Source organism: Caulobacter sp., from assembly GCF_965279145.1.
Taxonomy (GTDB): domain Bacteria; phylum Pseudomonadota; class Alphaproteobacteria; order Caulobacterales; family Caulobacteraceae; genus Caulobacter.
The window spans coordinates 2,944,784-2,968,169 of the sequence record NZ_OZ257139.1; the positions used below are offsets into that span (position 1 = coordinate 2,944,784).

16 protein-coding genes and 1 tRNA gene are annotated in these 23,386 nt (G+C 68.5%); 7 read left to right on the forward strand and 10 right to left on the reverse strand.

Going from position 1 to position 23,386, the window contains the following annotated elements; all coding sequences use genetic code 11:
• Positions 1–18: 18 nt before the first annotated feature.
• Both ACQY9P_RS13700 and ptcA read right to left on the reverse strand, forming a co-directional pair.
• Positions 19–1,455: an APC family permease gene (locus ACQY9P_RS13700; protein ID WP_421738729.1), complete on the reverse strand. Its 1,437-nt coding sequence runs from the start codon at positions 1,453–1,455 to the stop codon at positions 19–21.
• Between the two features lie 4 nt (positions 1,456–1,459).
• Positions 1,460–2,506, reverse strand: a complete 1,047-nt coding sequence (gene ptcA / locus ACQY9P_RS13705; RefSeq protein ID WP_421738728.1) for a putrescine carbamoyltransferase — start codon at positions 2,504–2,506, stop codon at positions 1,460–1,462.
• A 228-nt stretch (positions 2,507–2,734) separates the two neighbouring features.
• On the opposite strand from ptcA, the gene mprF reads away from it, so the two are divergent.
• On the forward strand, positions 2,735–5,335 hold the full coding sequence (gene mprF, locus ACQY9P_RS13710; RefSeq protein ID WP_421738727.1) for a bifunctional lysylphosphatidylglycerol flippase/synthetase MprF: 2,601 nt from the start codon (positions 2,735–2,737) through the stop codon (positions 5,333–5,335).
• Here mprF and mgtA read toward each other — a convergent pair.
• The 4 genes from mgtA to ACQY9P_RS13730 all read right to left on the reverse strand — a co-directional run bounded on the left by mgtA (position 5,332) and on the right by ACQY9P_RS13730 (position 10,870).
• The gene (mgtA, locus tag ACQY9P_RS13715) at positions 5,332–7,887 is read right to left on the reverse strand and encodes a magnesium-translocating P-type ATPase (RefSeq protein ID WP_421738726.1); all 2,556 of its coding nucleotides are present in this window, start codon (positions 7,885–7,887) and stop codon (positions 5,332–5,334) included. The genes mprF and mgtA overlap by 4 nt on opposite strands.
• Before the next feature lie 78 nt (positions 7,888–7,965).
• Positions 7,966–8,646, reverse strand: a complete 681-nt coding sequence (locus ACQY9P_RS13720; protein ID WP_421738725.1) for an ABC transporter ATP-binding protein — start codon at positions 8,644–8,646, stop codon at positions 7,966–7,968.
• Positions 8,643–9,899, reverse strand: coding sequence for an ABC transporter permease (locus ACQY9P_RS13725; RefSeq protein WP_421738724.1), 1,257 nt, complete (start codon positions 9,897–9,899; stop codon positions 8,643–8,645). The genes ACQY9P_RS13720 and ACQY9P_RS13725 overlap by 4 nt, the downstream gene beginning before the upstream one ends.
• Positions 9,899–10,870 (reverse strand): efflux RND transporter periplasmic adaptor subunit, encoded by a 972-nt coding sequence (locus ACQY9P_RS13730; RefSeq protein ID WP_421738723.1) that lies wholly within the window; start codon positions 10,868–10,870, stop codon positions 9,899–9,901. The genes ACQY9P_RS13725 and ACQY9P_RS13730 overlap by 1 nt, the downstream gene beginning before the upstream one ends.
• Before the next feature lie 546 nt (positions 10,871–11,416).
• On the opposite strand from ACQY9P_RS13730, the gene ACQY9P_RS13735 reads away from it, so the two are divergent.
• Positions 11,417–12,412: a zinc-dependent alcohol dehydrogenase family protein gene (locus ACQY9P_RS13735; protein ID WP_421738722.1), complete on the forward strand. Its 996-nt coding sequence runs from the start codon at positions 11,417–11,419 to the stop codon at positions 12,410–12,412.
• 371 nt (positions 12,413–12,783) lie between these two features.
• Positions 12,784–14,331: a N,N-dimethylformamidase beta subunit family domain-containing protein gene (locus tag ACQY9P_RS13740; RefSeq protein ID WP_421738721.1), complete on the forward strand. Its 1,548-nt coding sequence runs from the start codon at positions 12,784–12,786 to the stop codon at positions 14,329–14,331.
• Between the two features lie 153 nt (positions 14,332–14,484).
• On the opposite strand, the gene ACQY9P_RS13745 is transcribed toward ACQY9P_RS13740, so the two are convergent.
• Positions 14,485–15,759, reverse strand: coding sequence for an aminotransferase class III-fold pyridoxal phosphate-dependent enzyme (locus ACQY9P_RS13745; protein ID WP_421738720.1), 1,275 nt, complete (start codon positions 15,757–15,759; stop codon positions 14,485–14,487).
• 79 nt (positions 15,760–15,838) lie between these two features.
• Here ACQY9P_RS13745 and ACQY9P_RS13750 point away from each other — a divergent pair, with 79 nt between their 5' ends.
• Both ACQY9P_RS13750 and ACQY9P_RS13755 read left to right on the forward strand, forming a co-directional pair.
• The gene (locus ACQY9P_RS13750; protein WP_421738719.1) at positions 15,839–16,783 is read left to right on the forward strand and encodes a carbohydrate kinase family protein; all 945 of its coding nucleotides are present in this window, start codon (positions 15,839–15,841) and stop codon (positions 16,781–16,783) included.
• Positions 16,783–17,433, forward strand: coding sequence for a class II aldolase/adducin family protein (locus ACQY9P_RS13755; RefSeq protein WP_421738718.1), 651 nt, complete (start codon positions 16,783–16,785; stop codon positions 17,431–17,433). The genes ACQY9P_RS13750 and ACQY9P_RS13755 overlap by 1 nt, the downstream gene beginning before the upstream one ends.
• 173 nt (positions 17,434–17,606) lie before the next feature.
• Here ACQY9P_RS13755 and ACQY9P_RS13760 read toward each other — a convergent pair whose 3' ends face one another.
• Together ACQY9P_RS13760 and ACQY9P_RS13765 are read right to left on the reverse strand one after the other, a co-directional pair.
• Positions 17,607–19,850 (reverse strand): TonB-dependent receptor, encoded by a 2,244-nt coding sequence (locus ACQY9P_RS13760; RefSeq protein ID WP_421738717.1) that lies wholly within the window; start codon positions 19,848–19,850, stop codon positions 17,607–17,609.
• Between the two features lie 418 nt (positions 19,851–20,268).
• Positions 20,269–20,922, reverse strand: coding sequence for a TetR/AcrR family transcriptional regulator (locus tag ACQY9P_RS13765; protein WP_421738716.1), 654 nt, complete (start codon positions 20,920–20,922; stop codon positions 20,269–20,271).
• Positions 20,923–21,271: 349 nt separating this feature from the next.
• Here ACQY9P_RS13765 and ACQY9P_RS13770 point away from each other — a divergent pair, with 349 nt between their 5' ends.
• Entirely contained in the window at positions 21,272–22,492 is a 1,221-nt protein-coding gene (locus ACQY9P_RS13770; protein WP_421738715.1) for an MFS transporter, read from the forward strand.
• A gap of 392 nt (positions 22,493–22,884) precedes the next feature.
• On the opposite strand, the gene ACQY9P_RS13775 is transcribed toward ACQY9P_RS13770, so the two are convergent.
• A tRNA-Lys gene (locus ACQY9P_RS13775) sits at positions 22,885–22,960 on the reverse strand.
• An 81-nt stretch (positions 22,961–23,041) separates the two neighbouring features.
• On the opposite strand from ACQY9P_RS13775, the gene ACQY9P_RS13780 reads away from it, so the two are divergent.
• Positions 23,042–23,380 carry an Hpt domain-containing protein gene (locus tag ACQY9P_RS13780; RefSeq protein ID WP_421738714.1) on the forward strand — a complete coding sequence of 113 codons (339 nt, stop codon included), beginning with the start codon at positions 23,042–23,044 and terminating at the stop codon, positions 23,378–23,380.
• The last annotated feature ends 6 nt before the right edge of the window (positions 23,381–23,386 follow it).

A 23,386-nucleotide genomic window follows, 5' to 3' on the forward strand; every position in this document is an offset into this window, starting at 1 on the left:
ACGGCGGGGCGGGTGCGGTCAGTGCGGCGCGCTGGACGGCGCTCCGCTGCGGTTGGCCTTCATCACGCCGATGACGATCTCGCCCAGCGTCAGGGTCAGAGCGACGCCGGCCAGGATCGGGCCGGTCTTGCTCCAGTCCACCGCAACGCCGGGGACCCAGAGGAAGAACAGGATCGCCTGCAGGATGAACAGGGTGCAGACCACCGCCATGATCCCGGCGCCGACCGCGCCGCCCGGCACGCGATACGGGCGCGGGGTCGCCGCGTCGCGTCCCCGCAGGCGCAGGAAGGCTGGGAACAGCACCAGATAGGGCAGCAGGAAGATCACCGAGCTGAAGGCGAACAGCGACCAGAACAGGTCCTCGGCGCTGCGCGCGAACAGACCGTAGGCGACAATCACCAGGGTGGAGACGATGCCGGTGAGGATATAGGCCCCGATCGGGGTCTGGTTGGACTTGTGCAGAAGCCCGAACACCGCCGGCAGCTCGCCGTCGGCCGCCGCCGCCTGGGCCGCGCGATTGGCCCCCATCGACCAGGTGACGAGATTGGCCAGGATGGTGAACACCGCGCCGACGCCGATCACGGTGATGATCAGGTTCAACCCGGGAGCGCCGGCCAGCAGCGAGCGCAGGGTGTCGAGCAGGCCCTCGATCAGGCCGATGTCCTTGACCGGCAGGGCGACAAGGATGCCGAAGGTGGCCAGCAGATAGAAGCCGGAGATCAAGAGGCCGGCGGTGATCACCGCGATCGGCACGTCGCGGCCGGGGTTGCGCATCTCCTCGCCGGCGCCGGAGACCAGCTCAAAGCCCATGAAGTTGTAGACGATGACCGGCAGGAAGGCCAAGCCGGCGCCCCATTGCGGGATCAGCTTGGGCCAGGACAGGTCGTTGGCCGGCCCGCGGGCGATCAGCACATAGACGCCCGCCCCGCCGATCAGCAGCATGATCGCGGCCTTGATGACCGCGCCCACATTGGGCACCCACTTGGCGGTCGACAGGCTGGTGACGCCGATCAGGACGGTGAGCCAGGTCGCCCCCACGCCGATGGCGATCTTGCTCCACAGGCTCATCTCGACGCCGGCGATCTGGGCGATCAGGCCGGCTAGCAGGATGTAGCCGGACGGCATCCACAGGGCCACGTTCACCCAGTAGTACCAGGTGGTCCGCGCCGCCCAGCGATCGCCGAAGGCCCGCCGGATCCAGTGCTGGATGCCGCCCTCGCCGGGATAGGCCGAGCCCAGTTCGGCGGTGATCAGGCCGTAGGGAATGAAGAACAGCACGAAGGTGATCACCCACCACGACAGGGCCGAGGCGCCGATCGCGGCCGAGGCGGCCAGGGTGTCGATGACCAGGATGGCGCAGACGGTGAACAGGGTCACGTCGAACAGGCCCATGACCCGCTTGAAACGCGGCTTGGGGCTGGGCGCGGCGGCGGGCGTGGAAACGACCTCGGACATGGCGCTAGACCTTTTCCTGGACGGCCGGTGAGGGCGTCTCGGTGAGGGGGTGGTGTTTCAGGAAATCGGCGATGCGGCCGGCGTGCCATTGCGACAGCTCGGGCGAACGCGGCGTCAGATGCGGGCCGATGAAGGCGACAAGGATGGCCTTTTCGGCGTGAAGCCGGTTCTCGGACTGGTCGTAGATGATGGCGCGCGGTCCATCCATCACCGCGTCGGTCACCTCGACCCCGCGCGAGGCGGGCAGGCAGTGCATGAACCTGGCGTGGGCCGGTGCGTGGGCCAGCAGCGCCTCGTTGATCTGATAGCGCGGCATGAAGGCGGCGGTCCGATCGGGAATCTCGGCCTCCTGGCCGACCCACCACCAGAGGTCGGTATAGACGAAGTCCGCCTGCGCGACGGCGGCGGGCGGGTCCTCGCTGACCGTGAAGGTTCCGCCGGAGACAGCGCAATTGGCCCGCGCGATGGCCTGCCAGGCCTCCGGCGCCTGATAGCGCTTGGGCGCGCAATGGGTGAAGTTCATGCCCATCCGTGTGCAGATCATCATCAGCGACGAGCAGACATTGGTGGCGTCGCCCACGAAGGTGACGTGCAGGTCTTCCAGCGCCTTGTCCTTGGGCCGGTGCTCCAGCATGGTGAAGACGTCGCACAGGACCTGGGTCGGGTGATTGTAGTCTGTCAGGCCGTTGATGACCGGCACGGTGGCGTAGCGCGCCAGTTCGGTGACGGTGGCGTGCTTGAGCGTGCGCGCCTCGATGGCGTCGACCATGCGGCTGATGACCCGGGCGGTGTCCTTAAGGCTCTCGCGGACGCCCAGATGGATCTCTCCAGGCTTCAGATACAGGGCGTGACCGCCCAGCTTGGTCATCGCCACCTCGAAGGAGATGCGGGTTCGGGTCGAGGGCTCCTCGAAAATCATTCCCAGCGAGGCCCCCGCCAGCAGGGGGGGCAGGGCCCGCTGCCGGTCGGCGGCCTTGAGCAGACCGGTAAGCTCCAGCAACGACATGAGCTCGGCCTTGGTGAAGTCCTGCGTGTCAATGAAATGGCGCATGCGGGGTCCCCGGCGGGTCTTCTGAACCCAACCTTAGGTGGGGATGACAGACCTCGACGTGATAAAGATCAAGAACCTCCTCTTTTCAGACGGTCATAGTCGCCGTGGATCCGGACGGACGCCAGGCGGGTGTGGCTGGACAGCGGTGGCGAGGCGGCGAGCGATGCGAGTGATCTGGGCCAAGGGATGCCTGCGGGACGCGAGCCCGGTGCTGGAGCGGCGCCCGTCATGACGCCGCCGACGACGAGCCCATCCCCCCTGGGACCGGCGTCCCCCCAGCGCGCAGCTTGGCGGGGTTCGGTTCTTGGACGAGGCCTGGCGGCCGCGCAGCGCCTGGCGGTCTCGGATCTGTTCAAGGTGCTGTTCGCCGTCGGCGTGTTCGTCGGCGCGGTCTGGCTGCTGCGGCGACAGTTGCGCACCTCGTCGCTGACGGCGATCGAGGCGGCCTTTCGATCGACGCCGCCCTGGGCCCTGGCCGTGGCCGCGGCCGCGACCTTACTCAGCTACCTGTGCCTGGCCGCCTCGGAAAGCTGGGCGCTGGACTGCGTCCGGCGAAGATTGGCGACCTGGCGAATCCTGCTGGTGACCTTCGTGTCCTACACGCTGTCCAATGGTCTGGGGCTCAGCCTGGCCACGGGGGGAGCGGCGCGCCTGCGGTTCTATCGCGCCTGGGGACTGGGCGGGTCGGAGATCGCCGCCGTCACCCTGCTGGCGGGAACGGCGGTGACGCTCAGCGGCGCGGTGACGGCGGGCCTGGCCCTGCTGACGGTGCGCGACCTGCCGGCCGGCTTCTACGCCTTGGCCGCCCTGCTGATGGCGCCGGCCTGGCTGTGGTTGGGACGTCTGCCCCGCTGGGGGCGGCTGACGCCAAAGGTCGAACTGACCAACCCGCCTCTCAAGCGGCGCCTCGTCGCCCTGGCCGGCGGGGTTCTGGACTGGGGCCTCTCAGGTCTGGCCCTGTTCGTTCTCCTGCCCAGCGCCACGCCCGACCAGTTTCCCGGATTTCTCGCGGTCTTCATTCTGGGCAGCGTCGTCAGCGCCGCTTCGGGGGTGCCCGGCGGCGTCGGCGTGTTCGAAGCCGTCGTTCTGACGCTCAGCCATCGCTTCGCGACCCCGCACGAGACCGTCGCCGCCCTGATCCTCTATAGGCTGATCTACACCATCGGCCCCCTGAGCCTGACCGCCCTGGGACTGGCCGCGCACCAGGGACATCAGTGGACAAGGACCCGAGGCGGCGATCGCCTGCACTCGACTGTCCAGGCCCTGGCCCCACCCGTGATGGCCGGACTGGTGTTCGCGGTGGGCGCGGTCCTGATCCTCGCCGCCGCCAACCTGCCGCTGCATTTGCTGACCGCGCCGCGGCTGCTGCCGGAATTCCCCGCCTCGGGCCTGTTTTCGAGCCTGTTGGGCGCGGTGCTGTTGATCGCGGCGGTCGCGCTGTGGCGGCGGCTGGAGGGGGCCTATTTTCTGACTTTGTTGTTGCTGGTCGGCGGCGCCGGGTTCGAGATCTGGCGTGGGTTTGGGCTGTTCAGCGCCGCGCCGCTGTTGGGCCTGGCGGCGGTGCTGGCGCCCTGCCGCTTCGCCTTCCACCGCCGCTCGGCGGCGTTCCGCGACGCCGCGTCCGCCCCCTGGCTGATCGCCTGCGGCCTGTGCGGCCTCTCGGCCCTGGTGCTGGCCCTGTCGGTTCGATACGGCGACAGCAGCGCCAGAGCCAGTTGGTGGACTCTGCTCAAGGTGTCGAACGCCGGTCCGCTGGGAGTGGCCGGGGGACTTTCATCGTTGGGGCTGCTCTTCGGGCTGGGGCGTCTGCTCGGCCCCAGCCGGCGCCCCGTCGCCCTCGCCGACGCGGCGCAAAGGGCGCGAGCTCTGGCGATCATCCAGTCAGCCAAGACCGTAGCCACGGACGCCTATCTGGCCCTGCTCGGCGACAAGGCGCTTGTGTTCACGCCATCGGGCCAGAGTTTCGTGATGTTCGGCGTGGTCGGCGCGCACTGGATCGCGATGAGCGACCCCGTGGGGCCGGAGCAGGATCGGGCGGCGGCCATAGACGCGTTTGTCGACGCCGCCGCCGAGGCCCAGGCGCAGACGGCGTTCTACGCCCTGAGCGAGGACTCGCTGGCCGACATGATCGATGCCGGCTTCCTGATCACCAAGGTGGGCGAGAGCGCCTTCGTTCCGCTCGTCGATTTCGATCTCGTCGGCAAGGCCCGTCAGGACCTGCGCTATGCGGTGAACCACGCCGAGAAGGCCGGCCTGAGCTTCGCGGTGTTGCCGCCGGACGATCCCGACACCCCTTGGTCGGCGCTTGAGGCGGTGTCGGACGCCTGGCTGGCGATCCACGCGGGCGGCGAACTGAGCTTCAGTCTCGGCCGTTTCGACCGCGACTATCTGCGCCATTTTCCGATCGCCGTGCTGCGGGGGGAGGAGGGCGTGATGGCCTTCGCCAACCTGCTGCTGACGCCTGATCGGCGCTGCGTCGCCGCCGATCTCATGCGCCATCGGCCCGACGCCCCGCACGGGGCGATGGATGCCCTGTTCGTCCAGATCATGATCTGGGGGCGAGACCAGGGCTATGGCGAATTCGAGCTTGGCATGGCGCCGCTGTCGGGCCTGGAGATCACCTCGGTGGCGCCCCTGTCGCGACGGCTGGAGGCCTGGGTCTACGGCTCGGCCGAGCGCCTCTACGGCTTCAAGGGCCTGCGGGCCTACAAGCAGAAGTTCGCGCCGACTTGGCGGCCGGTGTTCCTGGCCACCTCGGCGGGGATGGGGCCGGTGGCGGGCCTCGCCGATGTCGGCCTGCTGACCCGCGGCGGACGCAGACGCGCCTAGCGGCGTGGCCTGGCCGGGTGGACTGGCCCACCCAGCCGGCCGATGGCCGCGGTCTTGAGGCCTTCGGCGCAGACCAGATAGATGGCGACAAGGGCCGCCAGGGCCAGGGAAAGGCCAAGGGGCGGCGTCTGAAACCCGAACCAGGCGCCCGCCGGCGTGAACGGCAGGACCATCGCGACCGCCAGGGCGGCCAGTGAGGACATCGCCAGCAAGGGGCGGGGCAGATCGCGCCAGGGGCGGCCGTTGGTGCGGATGATGAAGATCACCAGAATCTGGGTGGCCATGGATTCCAGGAACCACGCCGTGCGGAACTCCGGCGGCGAGGCGTGGAAGAGAGCGATCAGGCCGGCGAAGGTGAGGAGGTCGAACAGGGAGGACAGCGGCCCCATCACCGCCGCGAACCGGATCAGGGCGCGCATGTCCCAGACCTGGGGCCGCGCCACCGCCTCGGGGCGAACCGAGTCGAAGGGGATCCCGATCTCCGAGATATCGTAGAGCAGATTGTTGAGCAGGATCTGGGTCGGCAGCATCGGCAGGAAGGGCAGGAACAGGGAGGCGACGGCCATGGAAAGCATGTTGCCGAAGTTGGACGAGGCGCCCATGCGCACATATTTCAGGATGTTGGCGAAGGTGCGCCGGCCCTCCTCGACGCCGTCGGCCACGACCTCCAGGTCCGAGGCCAGCAGGATCATGTCGGCCGCCGCCTGGGCGACGCCTGTGGCTCCCGACACCGACAGCCCGACATGCGCCGCCTTCAGGGCCGGGGCGTCGTTGACCCCGTCACCCAGATAGCCGACCACCTCGCCGCGGGCCTGCAGCGCCCTGATCAGCCGGGCCTTCTGGTCGGGCGTCAGCCGGCCATAGGCGTCAACGGACTGGGCCTGCACCGCCAGGGCGTCGTCGCTCAGGGCCGTGATGTCGGCCCCCGACAGCACCCTGTCCACGTTCAGCCCGACCAGCGCCGCCAGACGCTTGACGACCACGGGGTCATCGCCCGACAGAATCTTCAGCCGGATCCCGGCGGCGGCCAGGCGGGCGATCGCCGCGGGGGCGGTGGCCTTGGGCGGATCGGCGAAGGCGCAGAAGCCCTCGAACACCAGTCCGGTCTCGTCGGCGGAGTCCAGGCTGGCCTGGGTCGCGGGGCAGGATTTCGAGGCGATCGCGATCGCACGCAGGCCCTGGCCGGCCAGGATCCGCACCCGCTGCAGTTGCGCGTCCCGCTGGGAGGCGTCCATCGGCGCCAGGGCGTGGCTGTCGCGCGCGGAGACGCACAGGGCCAGCACGGCCTCCGGCGCGCCCTTGGTGATCAGCAACCGGCCCTCGGCGCCGTCCGCCAGCACCGAGCCCAGGCGGCGATTGAAGTCGAACGGGTGGCGGGCGGCCAATGTCCAGCCCGTGATCGCCTCGGGCGCGCAGTTGGCGAGCGCCGCGTCCATCGCTCCGCGATCACCGGCCAGGCTCGCGGCGATCGCGCCCAGCATCGAAGGGCGCGGATCATCGGCGCCTGAAGGTCCCAGGCTCTTGGCCAGGCTGATCTCGGCCGAGGTCAAGGTGCCGGTCTTGTCGGTGCAGAGGACGGTCATGGCGCCCAGGTCGTGGATGGAGGCCAGCCGCTTGACGATCACCTTGCGCGCGGCCATCCGCACCGCCCCGCGTGACAGCGTCACCGTGGTGATCATCGGCAGAAGTTCGGGAGTCAGGCCGACGGCGAGGGCGACGGCGAACAGCAGCGACTGCAGGACCGGGCGGCCAAACAGCACGTGGGCGGTCAGCACGATGAGCACCAGCGCGATGGTCATGCGGGCGGTCAGCAGGCCGAAAGCCCGCAGATCGCGCTCGAAGGGCGAGGGGGCGGTCGGCTCGTCGAGGGCGGCGGCTCCGGCGCCGAACAATGTGGCGGGCCCGGTGGCGGCCACCAGGGCCACGGCCTCTCCGGTCAAGGCGACGGCGCCTCTGAACAGCGCGTTGGACGCCTCGCTCGCGGTCAGCGCCAAGACCGAACCCGGGCGCTTCTCGACCGGATAGGGCTCGCCGGTCAGCGCCGCCTCGTTGGCGGTGAAGGCGGCGCTCTCCAGGACCAGGGCGTCCGCCGGGATGATGTCTCCAGCCCGCACGCGGATCAGGTCGCCGGGCGTCACCGCGTCGATCGCCACCTCGACAAACCGATCGCCGCGCTTGACCTCGGCCTTGAGGGCCACCGATCGCCGCAGCATCTCGGCTGTCCGCGCGGCGCGGCCCTCCTGCAGGGTGTCCAGGCCGATAGACAGGCCCAGGATGACGACGATGATGGTTCCGCCCGTGACGTCGCCCGTTCCCGCCGAGACCAGGCCGGCGGCCAGCAGGATCAGCGACAGGGGCTCCAGCAATCGCCGCGCCAGGGTCCGCGCCAGGCTGGCGCGCTTGACCACGGCGTCCGCGTTGGGGCCATAGCGGAGGCGGCGGGCGCGGGCCTGGGCCTCGCTGAGTCCGGCGCCGTCGCAGTCCAGCGCCGCGCAAAGGGTCGATGGCGACTGCGTCCAGAAGGGGTGGGGCGGGACCTTGCCAGTCGTCATTGTCTGCCCCTTGGCCCGCCTGCGGGATCGATACCACGTCCCGTCGGCGGGAGCGCCGCGCTTGTCCCGCGCTGGATGTCAGACCGCGCTGACAATGCGACCGTCGAGCATGTGGATCTGGCGGTCGGCCGCCTCGGCGAAGCCCGTGTCGTGGGTGACGCAGACAACGGCGCGATGCTCGTCGTGCGCCAGTCTTTGGAACTCCTCGATCACCAAACGGGTGTTGACGCTGTCGAGATTGCCGGTCGGCTCGTCGCTGAGCAGGATGGCGGGGTCGTTGGCCAGGGCTCGGGCGATGGCCACGCGCTGACGTTGGCCGCCCGACAGCCGATCGGGACGACGGTCGGCTTCGTCCGACAGGTCGAGCTTGCCGCAGAGCAGATCGACACGGGCGTTGATCTCCGTGGCGTCCAGCCGTCCCAGCCGCCGCATGGGCAGGGCGACATTGGCGCGGGCGGTCAATTCCGGCAGCAGGAAATGAAACTGGAAGACATAGCCGATGCGCTCGAGCCGGAGCCGGGTTCGCGCCGCGTCGTCGAGATCGCCGGCGCTGGCCCCGTCGATCAGCACCTCGCCCCGGTCGGGTCGGTCCAGCAGCCCCAGAAGGTAGAGCAGGGAGGACTTGCCGCATCCGGACGGGCCGACGATGGCGACCAGCTCCCCGGCCCGGATCTCCAGCGACACATCATCGACCAGGGTGAAGGGCTCGGGATCGGTCAATATGCGGGTCAGGCCGCGCCCTTCCAGCAGCACGCTCATGCCGCGCCCCGCAGGATCGACACCGGATCGACACTAGCGGCCTTGCGGGCCGGCAACCAGGCGGCCAGCAGGGCGGCGGCCATCGAGGCTCCGCCGGCGATCAGGTACTGGCCGACGCCACGGTCCAGCGGAAGCACCAGCGGCTTGCCGCCCATGGTCAGCGGCAGTCTGGCCAGAATCTCCAGCAGCGCTGTTCCGACCCCGAAGCCCAGCATCGCTCCCAGCACCGCCACCAGCACGCCCTCGATCAGGAAGATGGTCTGCACGTCGCCCGCGGTGAAGCCCATGGCCCGCAGAATGGCGATGTCGCGCCGCTTGTCGGCGACGCTGGTGGACACCGCCGTGTAGATGCCGAAGCTGGCCACAGCCAGGATGGCCAAGATCACCGCGTACATGATCACATTGCGCACCACCAGGAGGTTGAGGATGTCGGCCGAGCGCTCCTGCCAGGACTCCCACTTGTAGCCCCACCGGGCCTCCAGGCGCGCGGCCTGGCGCTGGGCGTCGTCGGGTGTGGGCAGGCGGACATGCAGCTGGTTGACGATGTTGGGCCGGGCGAACAGCACCTGGGCGGTGCGCAACAGGCCATAGGCCACGGCGTCGCCGGCATAGAAGCCCGAGCGGGCGTCCGGCTCGATCAGGGCCAGGATGCGCATGCGCTGCAAGGCGCCGCTGGGGGCGGTGACGATCAGCGTGTCGCCCAGCCGGGCGCCCATCCTCTGGGCCAGCGGTCGGCTGATGATCAGTCCGTCGGGGCGCGCCTCGAGATCGACCAGCCTGCCGCCGGTCAGGGTTTCCTCGATCTTGGTCAACTGGCCTTCCAGGCGGGGATCGACGCCGTTCAGCGCCACGGCGGCCGTCCGGCCGGCGAAGCCGATGGTCACCGCTCCGGTGATCGACGGCGAGACGATCGCGCCGGGAATGGCGCGGGCGTCGGCCAGCATGGCCGGCCAGTCCTTAAGGCCGCGAACCTCTTCCTGCGGGCGCAGGTCATAGATGCGCACGGCTGCCCCTGGAAACCTGTCCAGCACCGGCTGGCGGCTGGGATCGCGCCGTTCGTCGCGGACGACGATATGCGGCGCCGTGTCGACCAGGGTGCGGATGAAGTCCTTCTGCGACCCGACCATCATCCCCGACACCGCCAGGAAGAAGCCGACGCCGATGGCGACGCCCAGCATCGCCACGACGGTCTGCCGGGCGCGCACCAGCAGATGGGCCAGGGCGATGTCCATCAGGACGCGAAGGCCGGACATCATCGGCCTTGCGCCGGTCGCACCCGGGCGCCTTCGCGCAGACCCGCGGGTGGGTCCAGCACCACCTGGGCCCCGGCCGGCAGGCCGCTGGTGATTTCGGTCTGGCTGGCTGCGGACGCGCCCAGTCGGACGGCATGGCGGTGGGCGCGCCCGGCTTCCACGCTCCAGACGGCGGCGTCGCGGACGGCGGACGAGGGGACCAGAACGGCCTGGTCGCGGCGCGCGGTGATCAGATTGGTCTCCACCGTCATGCCGGGAGCCAGGGGCGTCGAGGCGGGGAGGGCGAGGCGAACGCGAAACACCCGTCCGGTGGCGTTGCCGGCCGGGGTGATCTGGGCGACGCGGGCGTTGAAGGTCTGGTCGACGAAGGCGTCGGCGCGCACCAGGGCCAGTTGCCCGACCTTCAGTCGGCCAACGTCGCGCTCATCGACATCGGCGGTCACGCGAATCGCCCCGGGGTCGGCGATCAGGAACAGGGTGGTCCCGGCAACGGCCAGGTCGCCAGGTTCGGCGTCGCGGCGCAGCACGCGTCCGGCCAGGGGAGCGACCAGACGATAGTCCGCCAGCCGCGCCCAGGCGCTTTGCGCCGCGCCCTCGGCCGCCCGGCGCTGGGCCTGGGCGTCATCGTTGGCGGCCCGCGCCCCGAAGCCGGCGTCAAGCAGGCGCTGGGTCCGGGCCGCGCCAGCCCGAGCCATGGCCGCCTGGGCCTCCAACTGCAGGGCCGTGCCCCGTTGGGGACCGTCGTCCAGCTGAGCCAGCAGCGCGCCGCGAGCCACCAGATCGCCCTCGGCGGCGGCCACCTGGCGGATCGGCGCGGTGGTCACCGGCGCCACATGGGCCTGGCGCACATATTCGACCACGCCCGAGGCGTAGACCACGTCGATCGCCTGGCCCAGATGGGCCTGGCCGAGCTTGACCGGCGTTGGCCGCAAGAACCAAGCCGCCGCCATGGCGACCGCCGCGGTCGCCATGGCGAGCGCCGTCCAACGGGTCACGCGCCAACCGCGTCGTGGCCGATGGCCCACAGGTCCCGCGGGCGCGGGCGGGACGGGCCTTGATGGTTGGGCGGTTGGCTGGTCCATGTCGCCTCGAGAGATCGCCCGTGACCGCTCACGGCCCCTGAGGGGCGACGCCGGCGGGCTGGATTATCGATGGCGGGCCTAGCGTCGCGGGGCCTTGCGCTGGATCAAACCGGTGCGGGTGACTTGATCCCCATCAAGGTCGACCGCGCGCGCTCACCGGCGTCGCCAGGCGCGGGGTCTGGACCTGTCGGGGGACTTGTTGACCGGGATCAAGCCGGGACGGCGACCGGGGCGCCATGATGCGACAGCGCCGTCCGGCGCGGTTTCAGCCAAGGTGGATTGGCCCATGACTGTTCAACACAACAGGTCGTTTCCGCTGGCGGCCATTCAGCCGGTCAAGCGCCCGTTCGGGTCTCCGAAGCGGGAAATCGACCGAGGGTTCCGCCGCGTGTCCCGGTGGCCGGAGGCGGCCACGCTGGCCGCCCGCGTCTGACCATGCTGGCCATGGTTCTCGAGAACGGACGCCTTTCGCCCGTTCTGCGTCCCGCCCCCGCGCCCGGCCCGGGCGAGATCCTGCTGCAGGTGCGCGCCTGCGGCGTCTGCCGCACCGACCTGCACCTGCTGGACGGAGACCTGCCCACCCATGGTCCCGTGGTTCCTGGCCATGAAATCGTCGGCGTGGTCGCCGCCCTGGGCCAGGGCGTCGGCGGCTTTTCGGTGGGGCAGAGGGTCGGCGTTCCCTGGCTGGGGCGCACCTGTGGGCGTTGCCGCTTTTGTCGGGAGGGCGCCGAGAACCTGTGTGACCGCGCCGAATTCACCGGCTGGACCCGCGACGGCGGCTACGCCCAGATGGTGGTGGCCGATGCGCAATTCTGTTTCGTCTTGCCCGAGGCCTTGAGCGATGTCGACGCGGCGCCGCTGCTGTGCGCGGGGCTGATCGGCTTTCGGGCGTGGCGCAAGGCCATGGAGGGTCGGGTGGTTCGTCGCCTGGGCCTCTATGGCTTCGGAGCGGCCGCCCATCTCCTGGCGCAACTGGCGATCGCCGAAGGGCAGGACGTCTACGCCTTCACCCAGCCCGGTGATTTCGCGGCTCAGGATCTGGCGCGGGATCTCGGCTGCATCTGGGCCGGGGCGTCGAGCGAGGCGGTGCCCGCGACCCTGGACGCGGCGATCATCTTCGCCCCGGTCGGCGCCTTGGTCCCGGAGGCCCTGCGCGCGGTCCGCAAGGGCGGTGTGGTGGTCTGCGCCGGCATCCACATGAGCGACATCCCCGCCATGGCCTATGCCGACCTGTGGGGCGAACGGGTCGTGATGTCCGTGGCCAACCTCACCCGGGCCGACGCGCTGGACTATCTGCCGCGCGCCGTGGCCGCCGGCGTCCGACCCCACGTCAAGGTCTATGGCCTGCGTCAGGCCGGGCAGGCGCTCTCGGATCTGCGCGAGGGCGCCTTTACCGGCGCGGCGGTGCTGCGGATCGATCCAGAGCCTTAGGCGGAGTGTCGGCGCTCATCGAAAGTCGACGACGCGGCGCAGCCGTCGAGGCGCGCCAGGTCCCGTGCGAGACTTGGCGCAAAGTCTCGCGGCACGGTGGTGCTGGGTTGTCAGAGGGGATAAAATATTGATTTAATTGAATTATTTTTTGGGTGCGGCAGGATTCGAACCGACAATCCGCTGATTGAGAGCCCTTGATTCAAAGGCTGCTCCTTCCCCACGTCCAGGACTCGAGTTGTGGCTTGCGATCGCTGTATTTAGAATAGTAAAAACTACTTCATGGTCCGGCACTGAACGGGCCGCGACAAACCAGTAGGCCAGAGGCGTCTCGTGATCCGCGCGGCTTGGCCGGAGTCTGAAGGGGGAACCGAATGCTCGCTTGCTATACCGACCGCTTGAGCGTGCGCCCGGGCGAGCGCTTCGCCCTTCACGCCAGCGCCGAGAACGGTCCGTGCCACCTGTCGATCGCCCGGATCGGCGCGGAGCGCCTGACGGTTCTGGAGCGCGACGACGTGAGCGTCGGCCACCATCCGGTTCCGGCCAACGCCGACCGCGACGGCTGCGGCTGGCCCGTCGCCCTTGAGGTCGAGGTCGGCGAGGGATGGGCCTCCGGCTACTACGATATTGTCCTGACCGACGCGAGCGGCGCGCGGACCCATCACTTCGTGGTTGTCAAACCGCCGGTCGGCTTGCGTCGCTCCAGCGCCCTGATGGTGCTGTCGACCAACACTTACCAAGCCTATAACTACTGGGGCGGCGCCAACGCCTATTCGAACGTCTCGGGCCTGATGAGCGGGCAGGTTCCGTTCGCCCAGGCCATGGACGAAGCGATCGGCGTACTGTCGACCCAGCGTCCGTTTCCGCAGCTGATTGTCGCGCCGCCGCCCAATCCGCCTCGCCTGATCAACCTGCGCAAGCGTGGATTCGAGGAAGCCCCCTGGGCCTCGGACATGGCCTGGATGGTCGAGCATCGGGCCTCGCCCTACGACGGCTCGGCCGGTTTCCTGCACAAGTGGGAGCATGCCTTCGTGGCCTGGGCCGAGTCCTGCGGCTACGCGCTGGATTTCGCCACCGACTACGATCTGGACGCCGAACAGGATCTTCTGGAAGGCTACGCGGCGGCGCTGTTCGTGGGCCACAGCGAGTACTGGTCGGGCGGTCAGCGCGACCAGGTCGAGCGTTTCGTCGACGCCGGCGGCAACGCCGCGATCCTGTCGGGCAACAGCTGCTTCTGGAAGGTGCGCTGGGAGAACGACGGCAAGACCTATGTCTGCCACAAATGGAAGGGTTTCGAGGCCGAGGACGTTCCGCTCGAGAAGGCCACGCACCTGTGGTCGCACCCGGCCTTCCAGCGGCCCGAGGCCGCGCTGACGGGACTAAGCTTCGTCTTCGCCGGCTACCATCGTCTGGGCATGTGCGTATCCCGCGGCCAGGCCGGTTTCACGGTCTATGATGACCGCCACTGGGCCTTGGAGGGCTCGGATCTGTTCTATGGCGACGTGATCGGCGGCGATCTGCCGCTGATCGGCTACGAGAGCGACGGTTGCCGTTTCCAGTTCGGCGACGACGGCCTGCCCAAGGCCGTGCCGATGCTGGGCGTGCCAGAGACCCTGGAGATTATCGGCGTCGCGCCCTGCGCCTTCGGCGAGGAAGCCGGCCGCGGTTACTTCCCGATTATCCCGCCCGAGAAACTGGAGGTGGTCGCCGAGGTGATGTTCGGAGACTCCGGTCCCGAGGCCCAGGCCAAGGTCCTGCGCGGCCATGCCGTCGTCGCCAGCTTCAAGCGCGGGAAGGGCGAGGTGTTCAACAGCGGCACCACCGAATGGGCTCACGGCCTGGCCGCGCGCGACCCCTTCATCGAGGTCATCACTCACAACGTCCTGAGGCGCTTTGGCGTCACCCGCGCCACCCCGGCCTGAACCGCGCCGCCGACGTATTCCATCGAAAAAAGAAGGGCCCCTCGGCAAGAGGGGCCCTTTGTCATGGCTGATGTGCGAACGGGCCTGGATGCGTTGCAGGGAGCGCCGCCAGGGCAAGCCTGGCGGCGCCGCATCCAGGCGGTGCGATGTCCGTCAGTCGACCATGGAATGCAGGAAGGCCAGCTTCTCGACCGGCGGCAGGGGGCCTGCGGCCTTCAGCAGCTTGAAGGCCTCGTCGCCCGCCTCGATCGTATGATCGATGTCGGCGTCGGTCATGGCCGTGGTCATGAACATGTTGTGCCAGGGATGGAAATAGACCCCGCGCTTGAGCAGGGCGTTGTTCCAGAAATAGGCCTTGGCGCCGGTGGGGTCCTCGTCGAACATGATCAGGGGCAGCTGAGCGGGACCCGTCTGGCGCAGCGAGAAGCCGTGGCGGTCCGCCGCCTCGTCCAGGCCCGCGCGCAGGCGCTCGCCCAGGGCGATCGTGCGCTCCAGGTAGTCGGTCTCGCGGATCAGTTTCAGCGTCGCCAGGGAGGCCGCCATCGGCGCGGCCGAGAACCAGAACGAGCCGGTCGCATAGATGGTGGCGGCGGCGAAGCGGGCCTTCTCGGCGCCCAGCAGGGCCGAGATTGGATGGCCGTTGGCGATGGCCTTGCCCCAGGCCGACAGGTCCGGCTTGACCCCGACCAGCGACCAGCTGCAGTCGCGGGCCAGGCGGAAGCCGGCGCGCACGTCGTCGACGATCAGCAGCGCTTCGTGCTCGTCGCACAGCGCGCGAGCCCGGCGGGCGTATTCGGGATCCGGCAGCTCCTGGTCGACGAAGGTGTCGTGCTTGATGGGCGAGGCGAAGATCGCCGCCAGGTCCGAGCCAGCCGCCTTGACCGCCGCCTCCAGGCTCTCAACGTTGTTGTATTCGTAGAACACCTGATTGGCGCGGTCGGCCTCGGTCACGCCGTTCTTCAGCGGCGTGCACCAGGGCGCGGCGCCGTGATAGGCGCCCTTGGCCAGGACGATGGTCTTCTTACGGGTGAAGTTGCGGGCGATCATCATCGCCATGGTCGTGGCGTCGGTGCCGTTCTTGCAGAACATCGCCCAGTCGGCGTGACTGACCTGGGCTGTCAGGGCCTCGGCCAGCTCGACCATGGCCTGGCCGGGGCCGGTCATGGTGTCGCCTTGCTTCATGCGCGCGACATAGGCCTGGTCGATCCCGGCATGGCCGTAGCCGAACAGGTTGGGGCCATAGCCGCACATGAAGTCCACATAGCGGTTGCCGTCGACATCCCAGAGGTACGCGCCCTCGGCGCGGTCGAAGAACTGCGGGTAGTCGTCGGGCAGCAGCATTACCGACTGATGGCCGTACATCCCGTTGGGGATCACGGCCATGGCGCGCTCGCGCAGCGCCGCATCCTTGCTGTTCGTCCAGGTCAAGCTCAGCCCCTTATAAGATAGTTTTGACTATTATAATGACTGAGCCATATTGGCTGTCAATGCGTTGGGAGGACGTCGCATGAAGAACGGATTGGCCTGTATTGGGCTGACGACCCTGGACGTGGTGGCGCGCGCCATCGACGTGCTGCCGAAGGAAGAGGGCACAGGCCTGATCGAGGGCATCGGCTGCGCTCCGGCCGGCACGGCGGGCGCTCCGGCCCTGCTGGCGGCTTGCCTCGGCGTGCCGAGCCGGTTGATCTCGGCGGTGGGCGATGACTTGATCGGTCGCTTCATCCGCACGGCCCTGGCCGACGCCGGCGTCGATATCACCGACCTGGAGGTTCTGCCGGGCCTGCCCAGTTCGACGACCCTGCTGGCGGTCTCCTCCAGCGGCGTTCGCCCGGGCTTCCACGCGCTGGGCGCGGGCATGCTGGCCCGCGTCACGCCGAGTGCGCTGGAGACGGCCGCCGCGGTGGGCTTTCTGCATTACGGCGGCGTCGGCGGTCCAAAGCTCGACGGCGGGGAGGGCGAGGCGATCGTCCGAGCCGCCGCGCGGGCCGGGGCGATCGTGACCTGCGACCTGATCGCGCCCCAGCCTTCGGCGGTCGACGAGGTCAAGCGCCTGCTTCCGCATGTCGACTACTTCCTGCCCAGCGCCGCCGAGGCGGTGTTCCTGACGGGCCAGGAGGATCTCTTCGCCGCCGCCGGGACCTTCCGGTCGTGGGGCGCCAAGGGCTGCATCATCAAGAACGGCGCTCGAGGCTCGGTGGTGGTCCTTGACGGCGTCAGCACGACCCTGCCGGCGCATGTGATCACGCCGGTCGACACCACCAGCTGTGGCGATTCCTATTGCGCGGGGTTCATCGCCGCCCTCTCGCGCGGCTGGGCGCCGCTGGACGCCGCGCGCTTCGGCACGGCCACCGCCGCGCTGGTCGCCCAGGGCCTGGCCACGCTGGGCAAGGTCGAGAGCTTCGAGGCCACGGAGGTCGCGATGCGTCAGATGGCGTTGAGCGAGGCGGCGTGATGGGCGAGACAAATCAAGAGACAGTCCTGCGCGCGCGCATGGTCGAGGTGATGCAGGCCATGGAGGCGCGCGGTCTCAATCGCGGCACCTCGGGCAATGTCTCGGTACGCTGCGGAGAGGACATGCTGGTCACGCCCAGCGGCGTTCCGGCGGCGCGACTGACCCCCGATCATATGGTTCTGGTCCATCCCGACGGCGCTTCGCCTCAGGGTGCGCTCAAGCCGTCCAGCGAATGGCGCATGCACCAGGGCATCCTGGATCGCCGCCCGGACGTCGGCGCGGTGGTGCATTGCCATTCGCGTCACGCCACCATCCTGGCCTGCGCCGGCCGGCCGATCCCGGCCGTGCACTACATGGTCGCTGTCAGCGGCGGGACCAGCGTGCCGGTCGCGCCCTACGCCACCTTTGGCTCGGGCGAGTTGGCCCAGGCCGTGGTCGAGGCCCTGGACGGCCGCTATGCCGCCCTGATGGCCAATCATGGCCAGATCGTCGCCGCCCCCAACCTCGACTTCGCCCTGGCCATCGCCGAGGAGATCGAGGAACAGGCAGCCATCTACTGGGGAACTCTGGCGATCGGCGGGCCTAGCCTGCTGGCCGAAGAGGAGATGGACCGCATCCTGCTCAGGTTCAGATCCTACGGACAGCGCTGATCGCCGGAGGCGCGCGCCGCTCTGGCGAGGTCATTCCATTTTCCCGGCGGGATAGGGGCGGCGCGCGACTTGAATCCTGAAAAACCGAGGCGTCGACGGCCCAAGAAAAGGGCGCGTTCAACGCCCGGGGGCCCGCCCAGCCGCGCGGCGGGCTGGGCGGGCTCCGATCCCTGCTAGTAGTGGTAGCGCAGGAAGACGCCGAGACTGCGCGGCCGGTTGTTGCTCAGGAGATCCACGCCGAGGCTGTCGATATTGGAGATCGACACGGCGTAGGTCTTGTCGAACAGGTTGCGGGCGAAGGCGCCGGCCTCGATCTTCCGGTCGGGCGATCGCCAGCTGGCCTGAGCGCCGGCCACCCATACCGCGTCCTGCGACAGGCGCGCGGCGTTGGAGTTGTCGAAATAGACCCTCGACGAATAGTTGGCGTCGACATTGGCCAGGATCGACGCGCCGTTCGCCAGCGGCGCGACCCAGGTGGCCGCGGCGTTGAACGTCACTTTCGGCGACTGCGGCAGCCAGTTGCCGGTGAAGTCCTTGCCCTCGGTGAAATAGTCCCCGTACTTGGCGTGCAGCAGCGAAACACCCGCACTCAGGGTCAGGGGCTGGATCGGCCGGGCGGTGACCTCGGCCTCGCCGCCGTAGACCTTGGAGTTGGCGGCGTTGTCGAGCACCAGCACGGTCAGGCCGTTGCGCGTGGTCTGGGCGAACACCTGCTGGTTCTTGTAGTCGTAGTAGAAGCCCGACACGTTCAGGCGCACGCGGCGGTCGAAGAACTCCGACTTCAAGCCCAGTTCGTAGGCGTCTAGGGTCTCGTTGTCGTAGGGCTCCATCTCCTGGGCCGTCGTGGCCATGCCGCCGAAGAAGCCGCCGCTCTTATAACCGCGATTGTAGGTGGCGTAGATGTTGGCGTCGTCGTTCAGCGCATAGCGCAGGCCAAGCCGGCCCGAGACCGCCGAGAAGGTCTTGCTCTGCTTGGAGGTCAGGATGACGATCAGGCCGTCTTCGGCCTGGCTTTGGTAGTCCATGGACTTGTCGTCGGCCGACCAGCGCAGGCCCACCGTACCCGTCAGCCTGTCGGTCAGCTTGTAGTCCGCTTGACCGAAGACGGCGTAGCCCTTGGTGGTCTGGGTGTAGGGATAGCCGAAGGTCGCGACGCTGTTTTCGAGGCTGAGGCCCGTCGGATTGCTGGGCGTGACGAACAGGGGTCGCAGGTCGCGCAGCACGTCCTGGCGGGTGTTGTCCTGCACCTGCTCGTCCATGTAGTAGACGCCCAGGACCCAGTTGAGGCGAGCCGAAGCATCGTTCGACTGCAGGCGCAGTTCCTGGGTGAACTGGTGCTGGCGGGAACGATAGTTGATCTCGATCATCCGCAGGGGGCTGGCGTCGGTGTTTTCCAGGTCGTTGCGGTGGGCCCACTGCCAGGCCGTCACCGAGATCAGGGACATGCCGCCAAGCTTCCAGGTCGCCTGGCTGGAGGCGCCAAACAGGTCGACCTTGTCCTTGCCCTCCAGGTTGGCGTCCACGGCGCGGGAATTGTTGTCGGTGTCGGCGTAGCCCAGCAGGTCTGTGCAGGCGCCGCTGGCGTAGGCGTTAGCCGCGCAGAGGCCGTCCGCTCCGGTCGCCGCGGCGGTGGCGGGGAACAGGGCGCGGTGTTGCGGCGCGGTGGCGTCGCCGCGATTGACGTAGCGATTGACCTGGGTCAGCAGCTCGAAATCTTCGCTCGGCGTGTAGAGCAGCGACAGCCGCCCCGCCCAATGTTTGGCCGCGTTGAGATCATGGCCGGTGACCCGGTTGTAGGTATAGCCGTCGTCCTGGACGTATTGGGCGGCCGCGCGGAAGGCCAGCTTGTCGGCCACGATCGGCCCGCCCACGCCCAGATCGGCGGTCACGGCGTTGAAGCTGCCGTATTCCAGCGAGGCGTCGGCCCCGAAGGTCTGGCTAGGCCGCTTGGTGGTGATGTTGATCGCGCCGCCGTTGGTGTTGCGGCCATAGAGGGTGCCTTGTGGTCCGCGCAGCACCTCAACCTGAGCCAGGTCGAAGAAGCCCGCCATCTGGGCCAAGGGCGAGCCGACATAAACGCCGTCGACATACACTCCGACGCCGCTGGAGGCGTTGGGGTTGAAGTCGCTGAGGCCTACGCCGCGAATGTAGATCTTGGGATTGGCGGCCGCGTCGCCGGCGCTGATGCGCATGCCCGGGGCCAGGTTGTTGAGCGCCAGGACGTTGTTGACGCCGCGCGCGGCCAGAGCGTCGCTGGTCAGGGCGGTGACCGATACGGGCACGTCCTGAAGGTTTTCCGACCGCTTCTGGGCGGTGACCACGATCTCCTCGATCGCCGTGGCGTCGCGCGTTTGGGCCGTCGCGACGCCGGTTGACAACGCCAGCACGGCGCAGCTCAGAAACATACCCGCTTTCATATTCCACTCCCCGTCTATCCAGTACTCCGACCGGTCCAAGTCATTACGATAATAAAAACTATCTCGACGCAAGGGGGCGTAGCGCAAGCGATCGGACGGCCTTGCGTGACGCGGTGGTCCGGGGCGCCCGGTTTGCAGGCGAAACCGCGCCAAACCGCTCGAAGGACGACAGAGGGCCAGGGAAAGGGGGGGGATGGCCCGCGGGCTTGTGGTGATTTTCGGTCACGGTGGCGACGGCCGGGGCCGCGAGCGGATCGAGATTCAAGGCAGGCGACGACGCCCGTCCTCCTGGGCGCGGGCTCCAGGGCTCATGGCTTAGGGGCCATGGTTTTTGGGCTTGGGCCCGGGCCTGATCGCTTCCGGACGCAGGAAGGCGATCAAGCCTCGCTCGAAGCCGAAGCGCGATCGGCCTGGGCGCTCAGTCCTTGGATAGCTGTGACCGGCGGGGGAGATCGAAATGGTAGCGGCCGATCATCCAGGCGACTTCCTCGATGACCATGTCCTCGTCGAGCTCGGGATCCTCCACCAACATCTCCATGGCCGCGTAGCTCATCAGTTCGGAGACGCGCATGGACAGCTTCAGGCGCTCCTCGTCCACCGGGGGGCCGTCCTTGACGCGAAACGCGAAGATTCGGTCCAGCACCGCCGTGCGCGACTGGACACGCACGTCCTGCAGCGGCGGCATGGCGCGGATGGCCCGCAGGATCCAGAGCCCGCCCGGAAAGGCGCGGGTGACGGTGATGATCTCCTTTTGCAGCCGGATATGACTTTCGACGGCCGCGGGGAGGGTGGTCCAGTGGGCGCCGCCCGACTCCACCCAGGCGAAGACGACCTGATCCTGGGCGTCCATCAGTCGCCGGGTCAGCTCGGTCAGCAGGGCGTACTTGTTCGGAAAGTAGCGATAGAGCGCCGGCGGCGTCAGTCCCGCCCTTTCGCAGACGAGATTGGTCGTCAGGCGCTCGAAACCCACCTCGGCCAACAGCTCCCCGGTCGTCGCCAGAATCGCTTCGAAGGTGTTGATGCCGTTGCGCCGGGACGGCCGTGACTTGGCTTCGAGTTCTGGGGTGCTCACCACAGGTCCTTGAAAAGAGCCGCGGATCGGCGGCGTGCAGTCGAGTAGCAACTGAGCCGCGTCAAGAGAACCTGTCGCCGTCGCGGCGTGCGTCGCGTGCGCGGCGTCCAAAGCCGGCACGCGTTTACTGTAGCTCAAACTATCCTATTAGCGAGGGCGTTCGCGTCGAACCCGGTGTGGCCGCGGCGCGCGCAGGCCCGGCCGGTCGGCGCCCGGCAAAGCGGCATCACGGTCGAACCGGTCAAGCGGGAGACCTGTTGACGATACTCTTGAGATAGCAAAAACTACTCTAGAGCTGTTGGACGAAGACCCGTCGAAGAACCGATCCAAAGCCGGTTGGAGGAAATGCATGTCGCTCGAGGACACCCAGGCCCGCGCCTTGCGAGCCCACGACGGCTGGATCGGTCGCCGACCGACGGCCGCGCAGATCGCGGCTTTCCTGACGATCGGATCGGTCGCCCTGATCATGGCCGGCGTTCAGCCGGTCGTGTTGGGGGGGCTGGTCAATGCGGGCCGGCTCGACGTCAACCAGATTGGCTGGAGCGTGACGATCGAGTTTCTCGCCATCGGACTGGGCGTCGGGCTGGCCGACGCCTTCCTGCCGCCGCGCCGGCTCAAGCTGGTCGGAGTCGTGGCCGCGCTCGTCCTGGCCGGCGTCAATCTCGCCGGGCTGGAGGTGTCCGGACTGGGGGTCCTGGTGATCCGGGCGCTGGCGGGCCTGGCCGAGGGCGGCCTCGTCTGGCTGACCACGCTGATGATCGTGCGCTCGCCGACGCCGGGCCGTTGGAGCGGGATATTCCTGATCAGCCAGGCGGTGCTGCAGGTGGCGTGCGCGGCCGGCATACCGATCCTGGTCTCGCCTTCGCTCGGCGCCAACGCGGGCTTCGTGACCTTGGGCGTCAGCGCCGTTCTGGCGGCGGCCGTCGCGTTCGTCCTGCCGGCCAGTCTCGCGCCGCTGGCGGGAAACAAGAGCGATGAGCCGGTGCTGGCCGAGCCGATCCCGAAGGTGGCCTATGTCAGCCTCGCCGCCATCTTCCTCCTGTTTTCGTTCTTCATCGGGTTTCTGGCCTATATCGAGCAGTTGGCTGGCCAAGCGGGTTTGACCCCGGTCCAAGGCGGTCTGGCCGTCGCCCTGGCCCTGGGTTGCTCCATCGCCGGCTCGGGCCTCGGGGCCGTGCTGGCCGAACGGATCCCCTATCACCGCGCCTTCCTGGTCTGCCTGCCGGTGTTCCTTTTCGTGCTGATCGGCCTGTGGGTCTTGCCGAGTCCCGGCGCGTTCATCGCCTTCGCCGGCCTGCACGGCTTGGCGTGGGGTTTCCTGCAGACCTTGCAGGCGCCGTTCATCATCGAATCGGATCCTTCGCGGCGCGCGGTTCTGCTGGCGCCCAGCGTCCAGGCCGTCGGCGCGGCCGCCGGGCCGATGCTGTGCTCGTTCTTCGTCAGCGCCCACGAGGTTCGCGGCGCCCTTGTCGCCGCGGGCGCGTGCCTGGCGGCCTCGTTCGTCCTGGCGATGATGCTGTGGCTTTCGCGAGCCCGGGGGCAGGCCAGGTCCGCGCTCGCCGCCTCCTAGGGGCCGACGCGCCGCGCGGCCTGAGCAACCCACGCCCGAGCGTGTGGCGAAGGAGAAGATCATCTTCGGGCGCTGGCGACGCGGCCCAAGCTCGCGGCCCTGGCGCCCAAACAGCTTTTTCCGGGCTTGCTCCGCGCCGAAACGCTGATCGGCCTCTACCGGGGCGGGTTGGCCGGGATGACCGATGAGGAGGCTCTTGAACGCCGCCTTTTCCGGAGGTGAACCACCGGCAGTTCCTGGTGCATCTTTGACGGCGCAAAGGCGTCAGAAACGGGGTGCGGCCGCGTGCGTTCACTCGCCGCGGCGTTTCCATTCACCCAAGTAAAAAGGGAAATGTCAGGGGCGAGAAGCCCCGACTATTTCCGCTACACCGAGGTTTCCCTGGCGTAGAATGGTGGGCGCAGTAGGATTCGAACCTACGACCCGCTGATTAAGAGTCAGCTGCTCTACCAACTGAGCTATGCGCCCGCTCGGTCCGAAGCACTTGCGTGCCCTGGCGGCGAGGCGCGGAACATACGCAAAGATTCTTGGAACGCAAGGGACTATTTTTTGGCTAGACGAGACATCAGCGGCGCGGTCGATTTCGCCTATCTCGAGGGGTTCGCGGCGGGGGATTCCGGCGTGGTCGACGAGGTGCTCTCGCTGTTCCGCGAACAGGCCGCCCTGTGGGCTCCGATGCTGGATTCCAGCCATGCCGGCTGGCGTGACGCGGTCCACACCGTCAAGGGCGCCGCGCGGGGCGTGGGGGCCTTTTCGCTGGGCGACGTGTGTGAGCGCGCGGAGGCGGGGCAGGACGGCCTGGAGGCGGTCCGAAGCGCCCTGGACCTGGCCCTGATGGACATCGCCGCCTACACCCACGAGCAGATGCTGAAATCGCTCAAGGGCTGACCCGGC